The organism is Streptomyces sp. NPDC054961 (genome assembly GCF_053609145.1).
This window is the reverse complement of sequence record NZ_JBSGWY010000032.1, coordinates 56,196-67,499: the sequence shown is the minus strand read 5'-3', so window position 1 is coordinate 67,499 and position 11,304 is coordinate 56,196. Positions and strand designations below refer to the sequence as shown.

Genomic DNA, 11,304 nt, shown 5'->3' with positions numbered 1-11,304 from the left:
GGGGGGGGGGGGTGGGGGGGGGGGGTGGGGGGGGGGGGGGGGGGGCCCCGGCCGGGGCGGCGGGCGGGGGCCCCCCCCCGGGGCCCCCCCCCCGCCCCGCCCCCCCCCCGCCACGCTGATCGTGGCTCCCGACCGGGCCCCGGCGGCGCCGGAGCGCGCCCACGGGCTCCTCGTCCAGCTGTACTCGCTGCTCTCCGAGCGCTCTTGGGGCATGGGGGACCTCGGTGACCTCGCGGAGCTGGCGCGTTGGGCCGGCCGGGTCCACGGGGCCGGCTTCATCCAGGTCAATCCGCTGCACGCGGCCGTGACCGGGACCCCGACCGACCCCTCCCCGTACCGGCCGTCCTCGCGCCGCTTCCCCGACCCGGTGCACCTGCGGATCGAGGACGTCCCCGAGTACGCGCACTGCCCGGAGCGGGTCGCCCTCGAGGCGCTGGCCGAACGGGGCGGTCAGTTGCGGCGCGAGGTGCTGGAGAAGGGGGCGCTGATCGACCGGGACGCCGTGTGGGCCCTCAAGCGATCCGCTCTGGAACTCCTCTACGCCGTCCCGCGCTCACCCGAACGGGAGGCCTCCTACGGGAACTTCCGCGCCGAGCAGGGCGCGGAGCTGGACCGGCACGCCGCCTGGTGCGCCGCGCACGCCGGGGAGGACCACGCGTCCGCCACCGACTTCCACCGCTGGCTGGTCTGGCTGACGGACACCCAGCTCACCGCCGCCCAGCGGGCCGCCAAGGACGCCGGGATGGCGATCGGCATCGTGCACGACCTGGCCGTCGGAGTGCACCCGGAGGGCGCGGACGCCTCCGGGGCGCCCCACTACGCCCAGGGCGTCTCCGTGGGCGCCCCGCCCGACGCCTTCAACGCGCGCGGCCAGGACTGGGGGCTGCCGCCCTGGCGCCCCGACCGGCTGGCCGCCACCGGGTACGAGCCCTTCCGGGCCCTGCTGCGCGGGGTGTTCCGGTACGCGGGCGCCCTGCGCATCGACCACGTCATGGGACTCTTCCGGCTCTGGTGGATCCCCGAGGGGGCCCCGCCCGCCGAGGGCGCGTACGTCGCGTACGACGGGGAGGCGATGCTCGCCCTGCTGGTCCTGGAGGCCCACCGGGCCGGGGCCCTGGTCATCGGAGAGGACCTCGGTACCGTGCAGCCGGGGGTCCGTCAGGCGCTGGCCCGGCGCGGGGTGCTGGGCACCTCGGTGCTCTGGTTCGAGCGGGACTGGGCCGGCGACGGGGAGCCGCTGGAGCCGGCCCGGTGGCGGGCCGACTGCCTGGCCACCGCCACCACCCACGACCTGCCGCCCACGGCCGCCAAACTGGCCGGCACGCACGTGGAACTGCGCGACCGGCTCGGCCTGCTGACCCGCCCGCTGGAACGGGAGCGCGCCGAGGACGCCGCGGACACCGCGCGCTGGCTGGACGTACTGGAGGACCTCGGCCTGGACCCCAAGGGCGAGGAGGCCGCCGTACGCGCCCTGTACGGGTTCCTGCTGCGCACCCCGGCCCGGCTGGTCGGGGTCTGGCTGCCCGACGCGGTGGGGGACCGGCGGCCGCAGAACCTGCCCGGTACCTGGGACCAGTACCCCAATTGGCGGCTTCCGCTCGCCGACGCGGAGGGCCGGCCGCTGACCTTGGAGGCGCTCACCGCCTCGCCGCGCGCGAACGCCCTGCTGAGCGCGGTGCGGGAGGGGGCGGGAACCCGTACGGCACCCCCGGGCGCGCGGGTCGTTTAGGTGTTCGCTACGTTTGCACCGTGGACAAGAAGAACGCTCTGCGCGCCGGCGCCGTCACGGCCGGAACGACGCTGATGATGCTGCTGATGACGTCTCCCGCCCTCGCGCTCACCCGCGACGACGGTGACGACCCGGGTCCGGGCCTGAGCATTGCCCAGACGCTCGGCCTGTTCGTGGCCCTGCCGATCGCACTGTTCCTGCTCATCGCCGGTCTGGTGATCGTCAGCGACAAGTCGCGCAAGCCGCAGACGGAAAGCTGAAGCCGCGCGCTGACGCCGTGAGCTGACCCCTCCAGGGGGTCCGCTCCGCTCGAACGCCGGGGCGCCGGGAGTCCACACGGACCCCCGGCGCTTCGTCGTGCCCGGGATCCGGTGGATTCCCCGGCTCCGGGGGTCCCCGCATCCCGGATCCCCCTAATGAACTCCCGCCATCAGCTTGCGCAGGAGCGCGGTGAGCGTCCGTACCTCGTCCTCGTCGAGTCCGGTGAGGGCGGCCCGCTGGACCTCCAGGCCCGCCGCGACCGCCTCGTCGATGAGTGCGAGGCCCCGCTCGGTGACCGTCACCTTGAGCCCCCGCCGGTCGTGCGGATCGGGCGCGCGGAGCAGCAGCCCGGCCTTCTCCAGTTTGTCCAGCCGTCCCGTCATGCCTCCCGTGGTGAGCATCAGCGTGGCCGACAGCTCGCGCGGCGAGAGGGTGTACGGGGTTCCGGAACGGCGCAGCGTGGCGATGACGTCGAACTCGCCGCGCGAGATCCCGTAGCGGTTGTAGGTCCGCTCCATCTCGTCGCCCATGGTTTTGGCGATCCGGTAGATCCGGCCGAAGACGGCCATGGGCTCCGTGTGGAGGTCCGGCCGCACGGCGTACCACTGGGCGGTGATCGCGTCGACGGCGTCCGTGCCGACGGCGGGCGTGTGCTCGGTCATGGGTGCAGTATCCGGCTTCCGCTCAGTCGTTCGCAAGAAAGTTACTTGACGCTAAGTAGCTTAGCGGTAAGCTACTTGCAAGCGACCTACTTGGGGGCATGATGGCGGCCAAGGCCGAAGGCACGGGAACGGGCAGGGGAACGGGGAGAGTGACGGGGGAGTTCTCCCTGCTCACCGGGGTCGGGATCAGCGCGATCGGGATCGGCATGTACGTCCCGTTCTCGCTCGTCTTCTTCCACCACGTCACCGGCCTGTCCTTCGCCCTCGTCGGTATGGTGCTGACGGTCACCGGCCTGACCGGCCTCGCCTTCATGCCGCTCGCCGGGACGGCCGTGGACCGGTACGGCGCCCGGCGCGTCAACCTGGTCCTCTACGCGGTCCGGGCCGCGGGCTTCGCCCTCTACCCGCTCGCCGGCTCGCTGCCCGCCTTCGCCGTCGTCGCCCTGGTCACCGCGCTGGCCGACCGCTCCTTCTCCGTCGTCCAGCAGTCCCTGATCGGGGAAGTGGCCCGCGGCGCCGCCCGCGACCGGCTCCAGGCCTCCATCCGGGCCCTGCAGAACGCCGGGATGGGCGCCGGAGCGCTGCTCGTCTCCGGGGTCCTGGCGGTGTGGGGGCCGGACGGGTTCACCTTCACGGCCTACGGGAACGCCGTTGCCTTCGCCCTCGCCGGACTGCTCGTCTCCCGGGTCCGGCCGGTGGCCGGCGGCGGGGCCTCCCCGGCCGGGCGGCCGGCCGCCGGCTACCGGATGGTCCTGCGCGACCGCCCCTTCCTCGCCCTGACCGGCGCCAACTTCCTGACGGCGCTGGGCTACGCGGCCCTCTCGGTCCTCTTCCCGCTCTACATCGCCACCTGGCTGCACGGCCCCGACTCCCTCACCGGGGCGGCGTTCACCGTCAACACCGTCCTGTGCGCGGGCATCGGCGTCCTGGTCGCCGGCCGGGTCCGCCGCTCGGGGGCCCGCCGCACCCGCTCGGCGGCCCTCGGATCCGTGCTCTTCGCCGCCGCGTTCGTCGCCCAGATCGTGCTCGGCACCCTGCGCCCCGGGCAGACCGCGACCCTGGTCGCCCTGCTCGCCATCGTGGTCGTCTACACGCTCGGCGAACTGGTCCACAGCCCCTCCGGAGGCGCCCTGTCGGTCTCCGCCGCCCCCGAGGCGGTCCGCGGCCGCTACCTCGCCACCTACCAGCTGTCCTACTCGCTGGCCACCGCCCTGGCCCCCTCCCTCTTCACCGGCCTGCTCGCCCTCGACGGCCGGCTGCCCTGGGCCGTCCTCGCGGTCGCCGCGCTCGGCGCCGCCCTGGCGCTGATCCGGCTGGAGCGGCACCTGCCGGCGGAAGCGGTCCACGCGCGGCCGGTGGCCGTGACCGTGGCGGCGGCCCCCGAGCCGGGCGTCGTGCCGGCCGCCGGGTCGGCCGCCGCCCCCGCTCCCGTCACCGTCTGAGCCTCTCCCCTCTCCTCTCCGCCCAGCCCCCGCGTTCCTCATCTGCCCGAGGAGTCACTCGCCATGAACCGCGCCGCGACCATCGCCCTGACCGCCCTCGCCCCCGTCTCCTGGGGCTCTACCTACGCCGTGGCCTCCGAGCTGCTGCCGCCCGACCGGCCGCTGTTCACCGGCGTGATGCGGGCCCTGCCCGCCGGACTGCTGCTGACCGCGCTCGCCCGGACCCTGCCCACGGGGCAGTGGTGGTGGAAGTCCGCCGTCCTGGGCGCACTCAACATCGGTGCCTTCTTCCCGCTGCTGTTCCTCTCCGCCTACCGGCTGCCCGGCGGCGTCGCGGCCGTCCTGGGCGCCGCCGGCCCGCTGTTCGTCGTGGGACTGGCCGCCCTCCTGCTGGGGGAGCGGGCGCGGCTGCGGACCGTCCTGGCGGCCGTCGTGGCGGCCTTCGGCGTGAGCATGGTGGTGCTGACCGCGGAGGCGGGAATCGACCTGATCGGCGTCGTCGCGGGTGTGGTGTCCTCCGCCTCGATGGCCGCGGGCACCGTCATGACCAAGCGGTGGGGGCGCCCCCAGGGCGTCGGCCCGCTGGCCATGACCGGCTGGCAGCTCACCGCGGGCGGCCTGCTGATCATCCCGGTCGCGGCGCTGGTCGAAGGGGCGCCGCCCGCGCTCGACGGCAAGGCCTTCCTCGGCTACGGCTACATGATGCTGGTCAACACCGGCGTTGCCTACTGGCTCTGGTTCCGCGGCATCGGACAGCTCGACGCCACCTCCGTCACCCTCCTGGGCCCGCTTTCCCCGCTGACCGCCGCCGTCATCGGCTGGGCCGCGCTGGGGCAGGGGCTCACCTCCGTGCAGCTGCTGGGCATGGCGATCGCCTTCGGTGCCACCGTCGCGGGGCAGCTGGCGTCCGGGGCCCGGCGCCCCGAGGCGCAGGCCGTGCCGGAGCCCGTGCGGGAAGCCGTGCCGGAGCCCGTGCGGGAGTCCGTGTCCCCCCGCGGTGAATCGTTCAGTTCTGCTGAAGGAATTGATCGAAATGATTCGATGGACCTGATGGGTCGCGCGGTGCGACGGTAGGCCCACGACACCGGCAGACCAGACCCGAGGGGGAGACACGCAGTGGCCGTCATGGACCGCGCCCGTACCGCTCCGCAGGAACCGCGGCCCGCCACCCGGCAGGCGGGCGGCCGGGCCACGAAGGGGGCCGCCGGTCTCGGCGTGCTCCTGGCCCTGATCGCGACGGTCGTCTGGTCCGGCAGCTTCGTCGCCACCCGCGGCATGGCGGACAGCGTCCCGCCCGTCCAGGCCGTGTTCTGGCGCTGGACGATCGCCACCGTCGCCGTCGCCCCCTTCGCGGCCCGGCAGGCCTGGCGGCAGCGGGTCCTGATCCGCGCGCACTTCGGCTACGTCGCCCTCGCCACGCTGTTCGGCGTCACCCTCTACAACACCCTCGTGCACCAGGCCGGACTGACCACCTCGGCCTCCAACATGGGCATGATCATGGCCGCCTCGCCGGTCGTCATGGCCCTGTACGCCCGCCTCGGCGGCGAACGGCTCGGCGCCCGGCGCACCTTCGGACTGGCCCTCGCGGCCCTCGGCGTACTGCTCCTGGTCGGCAAGGGCTCGATCCGTTTCGCGTTCGCCACGGGTGACCTGTGGATGTTCGGCGCGGCCCTGTCCTTCGCCACGTACAGCGCGCTCCTCAAGCGCAAGCCCGCAGAACTGGGCGGCCTGGCCTTCCTGCTCACCACCTTCGTCCTCGGCGCCCTGATGCTGGCCCCCGCGTACGCCGTGTCCGTCCGCGTCCAGGGCGGTTTCCAGGTCACCCCCTCCACCGCCGGAATGCTCCTCTACGTCGGCGTCCTCTCCTCCGCCGTCGCCTTCTTCGCCTGGAACAGGGCGGTCTCGATCATCGGGGCCGCCCGCGCCGGAGTCGTCTACTACCTCCAGCCGGTCTGCGTCGCGGGCCTCGGCCTCCTCCTGATCGGCGAGCGGACCGGCCCCGCGCAACTGCTCTGCATGGCGCTGATCCTGGGCGGCGTGGGCCTGGGTGCACGGCGGTAGGTTCGGCCCCATGACCGAGTGGGACATCAAGAAGCTGCGGATCCTGCGGACCCTCGCCGAGCAGGGGACCGTGACCGCGACGGCCGGGGCGCTGCACATGACGCCCTCGGCCGTCTCGCAGCAACTGACCAACCTGGCCGGGCTGCTGGGCGTCCCGCTGCTGGAGGCCCAGGGCCGCCGGGTCCGTCTCACCGACGCGGCACACCTCGTACTGCGGCACGCGGAGGCGGTGTTCGCACAGCTGGAGCGGGCCGACGCCGAACTGGCCGGGTACCTCGCGGGGGATGCGGGCGAGGTCCGGATCGGGGCCTTCTCCACCGCCGTACCGGTGCTCGTGGTCCCGGCGGTCGCCGCGCTGAGGCGCTCGCACCCCGGCGTCGAGGTCCGCGTACGGGAGACCGAGGCGGCCGAGTCCTACGAGCTGCTCTCGGCCGGGGTCGTCGACCTGGCCCTCTCCCTCGCGGCGCACGCCCCGACCGCGCGGGACCCCCGCTTCACCCGCAGGACGCTGCTGGAGGACCCCCTCGACGTGGCGCTGCCTCCGGACCACCCGCTGGCCGGCGCCGCGGAACTGCGCCTCGCGGACCTCTCCGGGGACCCGTGGATCTACGGCGGCAGCGGCCCCTGGTCGGAGATCACCCGCAGCGCCTGCGAGGCGGCGGGCTTCGTCCCCGAGCAGGCCCACTCGGCTTCCGGCTGGACGGCGATCCTGGCCATGGTCGAGGCGGGCATGGGCGTGGCGCTGGTCCCGCGGATGGTGGCGGGCCGCGCCCCGGGCGTCGCCGTCCGCGTCCTGTCCCACGACCGCCCCACCCGGCACGTCATCGCGGCCCTGCGCCGAGGCTCCGCGTCGGCCCCGGCCGTGGCCCACGTCCTCCAGGCCCTGCGGGTGGCCGCCGCCGGCTGATCTTCCGGGTGCCCGCGCCGTCGCGCGCCACGGCGAAGGGGCGCCCCCGGTGCTTCACGCACCGGGGGCGCCCCGTTCGTACGGCCCGTCCGGATCAGGAACCGGCGGCCGCGTCGGCGGCCTGGGCCTTCAGCGCGCGCTCGACGCCCGCGCGGGACTCCGAGACCAGGCGGCGCAGGGCCGCGTTCGGCTCGGCCGAGGCGAGCCAGTCGTCCGTCTGCGCCAGGGTCTGCGCGGAGACCTGGAGGGACGGGTAGAGGCCGACCGCGATCTGCTGGGCGATCTCGTGGCTACGGGTGTCCCAGACCTCCTTGACCGCCGCGAAGTACTTCGCGGTGTAGGGGGCGAGGAGCTCGCTCTGGTCGCTCTGGACGAAGCCGCCGATCACGGCCTCCTGCACCGCGTTCGGGAGCGTGTCGCCCTCGACGACCGAGGCCCACGCCTCGGCCTTGGCCTCCGCCGTGGGACGCGCCGCGCGGGCGGTCGCCGCGTGGCGCTCGCCCGCCGCCGTCTTGTCCCGCTCCAGCTCGGCCGCGATGGCCGGCTCGTCGGCGATGCCCGTGGCGGCCAGGCGCTCCAGGAACGCCCACCGCAGCTCGGTGTCGACGGCCAGGCCCTCGACCTGCGCCGAGCCGTCCAGCAGCGCGGACAGGTAGGCCAGCTGCTCCTCGGTGCGGGCCGTCGCCGCGAAGGCGCGGGCCCACGCCAGCTGGTGGTCGCTGCCCGGCGCGGCCGCGCGCAGGTGCTCCAGCGTGGCCTCCGTCCAGGTGGCCAGGCCCTGCTGCCGCCACGCCGGGTCGGCGTACAGGTCGACGGCCAGCTTCACCTGGCGGTGCAGCGACTGGACGACGCCGATGTCCGACTCCTTGCCGACGCCCGAGAGGACGAGGGCGAGGTAGTCACGGGCGGCCAGCTCGCCGTCGCGGGTCATGTCCCAGGCCGAGGCCCAGCACAGCGCGCGCGGCAGCGACGCGGTGAAGTCGCCCAGGTGCGCGGTGACGTTGGCGAGCGACACCTCGTCGAGGCGGACCTTGGCGTACGACAGGTCGTCGTCGTTCAGCAGCACGACGGCCGGGCGGGCGCGGCCCACGAGCTCCGGTACGGCCGTCAGGCCGCCGTCGATGTCGAGCTCGATCCGGTCGGTACGGACCAGCTTGCCGTCGGCCAGGTCGTACAGGCCGACCGCGATGCGGTGCGGACGCAGGACCGGCTGGCCCTTGGCGCCCACCGGCAGCGCCGGGGCTTCCTGGCGCACGGCGAAGGCCGTGATCGTGCCGGAGGCGTCCGTCTCGATCTCCGGGCGCAGGATGTTGATGCCGGCCGTCTCCAGCCACGCCTTCGACCAGGCGGTCAGGTCGCGGCCGGAGGTCTCCTCCAGGGCGCCCAGCAGGTCGGACAGGCGCGTGTTCCCGAAGGCGTGCGCCTTGAAGTACGCCTGCACGCCCTTGAAGAAGGCCTCCTGGCCGACGTAGGCCACGAGCTGCTTGAGCACCGAGGCGCCCTTGGCGTACGTGATGCCGTCGAAGTTGACGAGGACGTCGTCCAGGTCACGGATGTCGGCCATGATCGGGTGCGTGGACGGCAGCTGGTCCTGCCGGTACGCCCAGGTCTTCATGGAGTTGGCGAAGGAGGTCCAGGCGTGCGGCCACTTCGAGCCCTCGGCGTCCGCCTGGCAGGCGATCGAGGTGTACGTCGCGAACGACTCGTTCAGCCACAGGTCGTTCCACCACTCCATGGTGACCAGGTCGCCGAACCACATGTGCGCGAGCTCGTGCAGGATCGTCTCGGCGCGCGTCTCGTACGCCGCGTCGGTCACCTTCGAGCGGAAGACGTACTGGTCGCGGATGGTGACCGCGCCCGCGTTCTCCATCGCGCCCGCGTTGAACTCCGGCACGAAGAGCTGGTCGTACTTCGCGAACGGGTAGTCGTACGCGAACTTCTCCTGGAACCAGCCGAAGCCCTGCCGGGTCACGTCGAAGATCGCGTCGGCGTCGAGGAACTCGGCGAGCGAGGGCCGGCAGTAGATGCCGAGCGGTACGGACTGCCCGTCCTTGCCCTCGTACGAGCTGTGCACCGCGTGGTACGGGCCGACGATCAGGGCCGTGATGTACGTGGAGATGCGCGGGGTGGGCTCGAAGCGCCAGACGTCGTCGGCCGGAGCCTTCGGCGTGGGGGAGTTCGAGATGACCGTCCAGCCCGAGGGGGCCGTCACGGTGAACCGGAACGTCGCCTTCAGGTCGGGCTGTTCGAAGCTGGCGAACACGCGCCGGGCGTCCGGGACCTCGAACTGGGTGTACAGGTAGGCCTGCTCGTCGACCGGGTCGACGAAGCGGTGCAGGCCCTCACCGGTGTTGGTGTAGGCGCAGTCCGCGACGACGCGGAGCTCGTTGGCGCCGGCCTCGAGGTGGGGGAGCGCGATCCGGGAGCCCCGGAAGACGGCGGCCACGTCCAGGGCCTTGCCGTTGAGAACGACCTCGTGCACGGCCGGAGCGACCAGGTCGATGAAGGTCTCGGCGCCGGCCTCGGCGGATGCGAAGCGCACGGTGGTCACGGAGGGGAAGGTGCCGCCCTCCTGTGCTCCGCTGAGATCGAGTTCGATCTCGTACGAGTCGACGTTGAGCAGCTTTGCGCGCTGCTGAGCCTCTTCACGGGTCAGATTCGTGCCTGGCACGCGTTCATCTCCTTCGATGGTGACGTTGAGCGCCATCCTTCCACGCGGGCCGGGCCGCCGCGTCGGAGTAATCCACGGGCGAACGCGAGAGGCGTCCGGGCGCCGCGGCTGATCCCGTTCGTGCCCTCACACGCAGGGGCGGCGCCGTCACGGCGCCGCCCCTGCGTGTCGTGCGTGCGAGCGGGATCAGCCGCGGAGCTCCTGCGCGACCAGCTCCGCGATCTGGACCGCGTTCAGCGCGGCGCCCTTGCGGAGGTTGTCGCTCGAGAGGAACAGCGCGAGGCCGTTCTCGGCCGTCTCGTCGAGGCGGACGCGGCCCACGTACGAGGCGTCCTTGCCGGCGGCCTGGAGGGGGGTCGGGATCTCCGAGAGCTCGACGCCCGGCGCGTCCTTCAGCAGCTCGTAGGCGCGCTCGACGCTCAGCGGACGCGCGAAGCGGAGGTTGACCTGGAGGGAGTGGCCGGAGAACACCGGCACGCGCACGCAGGTGCCCGAGACCTTGAGCTCAGGGATCTCCAGGATCTTGCGGGACTCGTTGCGGAGCTTGCGCTCCTCGTCGGTCTCGAAGGAGCCGTCGTCGAGCAGGTTGCCCGCGAGCGGGACCACGTTGTAGGCGATCGGCCGCTGGTAGACCTTCGGCTCCGGGAACTCCACCGCGCCGCCGTCGAAGGTCAGCTGGTCGGCGGCCTCGGAGACCGCGCAGGCCTGGCCCTTGAGCTCGGCGACGCCCGCCAGGCCCGAGCCGGAGACGGCCTGGTAGGTGGTGGCGATCAGCGCGGTCAGGCCGGCCTCGTCGTGCAGCGGGCGCAGCACCGGCATCGCGGCCATGGTGGTGCAGTTCGGGTTCGCGATGATGCCCTTGGGGCGGTTCTTGATCGCGTGCGGGTTGACCTCGGAGACGACGAGGGGGACCTCGGGGTCGCCGCGCCAGGCGGAGGAGTTGTCGATCACGACGGCGCCCTGCGAGGCGACCTTCTCGGCGAGGGCCTTGGACGTGGCGCCGCCCGCGGAGAAGAGCACGATGTCCAGGCCGGAGTAGTCGGCCGTGGAGGCGTCCTCGATGGTGATCTCCCGGCCGTCCCACTCGATGGTGGAGCCCGCGGACCGCGCGGAGGCGAACAGCCGCAGCTCGTCCACCGGGAACTTGCGCTCGACGAGGATGCCGCGCATGACTCCGCCGACCTGTCCGGTGGCTCCGACGATTCCGACCCTCACGGTGACTCCTTCGATACGTATGGACACGTAAGTACACGTATGGACGCGTACGACGCGGGCGCGCGCGAAACCATCATGCGTTCGACCCCACGAGCCTTGTCCAATCCATTGTCCGAGGAGCGGACGTCGATCTGGCCGGGGACCCGCGCGACACCTCCGCGTGGACCGTGCCGCAGCCCCTCCGGGGGCCCGTTCCGGCTGGTCAGGGCCGTGGTGTGGGACGGCGAAGGGGGGGGGGCCCCCCCCCGGGGCCCCCCCCCCCCGGGCTAAAAACCGGCCGGCCCATAGAGGGGTAGGGATAAAAAAACAAAACGACCGAGGCGCGGGGGGGTGGCCCGGGGGTGTTGGGCAGTTTA

At 73.2% G+C, this 11,304-nt stretch carries 9 protein-coding genes; 6 read left to right on the top strand and 3 right to left on the bottom strand.

Translation table 11 applies throughout. The annotated features are described in order from the left end of the window. Together ACWF9Z_RS25955 and ACWF9Z_RS25950 are read left to right on the top strand one after the other, a co-directional pair. Positions 1-1,729 (top strand): 4-alpha-glucanotransferase (locus tag ACWF9Z_RS25955; RefSeq protein ID WP_453605672.1); only part of this gene is annotated, 1,729 nt, incomplete at its 5' end. 20 nt (positions 1,730-1,749) lie between these two features. Next, positions 1,750-1,989, top strand: coding sequence for a hypothetical protein (locus tag ACWF9Z_RS25950; protein WP_453605670.1), 240 nt, complete (start codon positions 1,750-1,752; stop codon positions 1,987-1,989). A gap of 153 nt (positions 1,990-2,142) precedes the next feature. Here ACWF9Z_RS25950 and ACWF9Z_RS25945 read toward each other — a convergent pair whose 3' ends face one another. Continuing rightward, entirely contained in the window at positions 2,143-2,652 is a 510-nt protein-coding gene (locus ACWF9Z_RS25945) for a MarR family winged helix-turn-helix transcriptional regulator (protein WP_453605668.1), read from the bottom strand. A gap of 98 nt (positions 2,653-2,750) precedes the next feature. Here ACWF9Z_RS25945 and ACWF9Z_RS25940 point away from each other — a divergent pair, with 98 nt between their 5' ends. The 4 genes from ACWF9Z_RS25940 (at position 2,751) to ACWF9Z_RS25925 (ending at position 7,062) form a co-directional block, all read left to right on the top strand. Next, the gene (locus tag ACWF9Z_RS25940) at positions 2,751-4,094 is read left to right on the top strand and encodes an MFS transporter (protein ID WP_453605666.1); all 1,344 of its coding nucleotides are present in this window, start codon (positions 2,751-2,753) and stop codon (positions 4,092-4,094) included. Positions 4,095-4,157: 63 nt separating this feature from the next. After that, complete coding sequence (locus tag ACWF9Z_RS25935) at positions 4,158-5,168, top strand: EamA family transporter (protein WP_453605664.1); 1,011 nt, start codon at positions 4,158-4,160, stop codon at positions 5,166-5,168. Between the two features lie 51 nt (positions 5,169-5,219). Further along, on the top strand, positions 5,220-6,155 hold the full coding sequence (locus ACWF9Z_RS25930; protein WP_453605710.1) for a DMT family transporter: 936 nt from the start codon (positions 5,220-5,222) through the stop codon (positions 6,153-6,155). Between the two features lie 10 nt (positions 6,156-6,165). Continuing rightward, the gene (locus ACWF9Z_RS25925; RefSeq protein WP_453605662.1) at positions 6,166-7,062 is read left to right on the top strand and encodes a LysR family transcriptional regulator; all 897 of its coding nucleotides are present in this window, start codon (positions 6,166-6,168) and stop codon (positions 7,060-7,062) included. Positions 7,063-7,156: 94 nt separating this feature from the next. On the opposite strand, the gene pepN is transcribed toward ACWF9Z_RS25925, so the two are convergent. Together pepN and ACWF9Z_RS25915 are read right to left on the bottom strand one after the other, a co-directional pair. After that, positions 7,157-9,733 (bottom strand): aminopeptidase N, encoded by a 2,577-nt coding sequence (gene pepN, locus ACWF9Z_RS25920; protein WP_453605660.1) that lies wholly within the window; start codon positions 9,731-9,733, stop codon positions 7,157-7,159. A 186-nt stretch (positions 9,734-9,919) separates the two neighbouring features. Then, complete coding sequence (locus ACWF9Z_RS25915) at positions 9,920-10,948, bottom strand: aspartate-semialdehyde dehydrogenase (protein WP_453605658.1); 1,029 nt, start codon at positions 10,946-10,948, stop codon at positions 9,920-9,922. Between the last annotated feature and the right edge of the window lie 356 nt (positions 10,949-11,304).

What these genes read in the sequence shown, in the direction of transcription:
- ACWF9Z_RS25935 (WP_453605664.1), top strand. Translation starts at nt 4,158, where the DNA reads ATGAACCGCGCCGCGACCATCGCCCTGACCGCCCTCGCCCCCGTCTCC.
- ACWF9Z_RS25925 (WP_453605662.1), top strand. Translation starts at nt 6,166, where the DNA reads ATGACCGAGTGGGACATCAAGAAGCTGCGGATCCTGCGGACCCTCGCC.
- ACWF9Z_RS25930 (WP_453605710.1), top strand. Translation starts at nt 5,220, where the DNA reads ATGGACCGCGCCCGTACCGCTCCGCAGGAACCGCGGCCCGCCACCCGG.
- ACWF9Z_RS25940 (WP_453605666.1), top strand. Translation starts at nt 2,751, where the DNA reads ATGATGGCGGCCAAGGCCGAAGGCACGGGAACGGGCAGGGGAACGGGG.
- ACWF9Z_RS25945 (WP_453605668.1), bottom strand. Translation starts at nt 2,652, where the DNA reads ATGACCGAGCACACGCCCGCCGTCGGCACGGACGCCGTCGACGCGATC.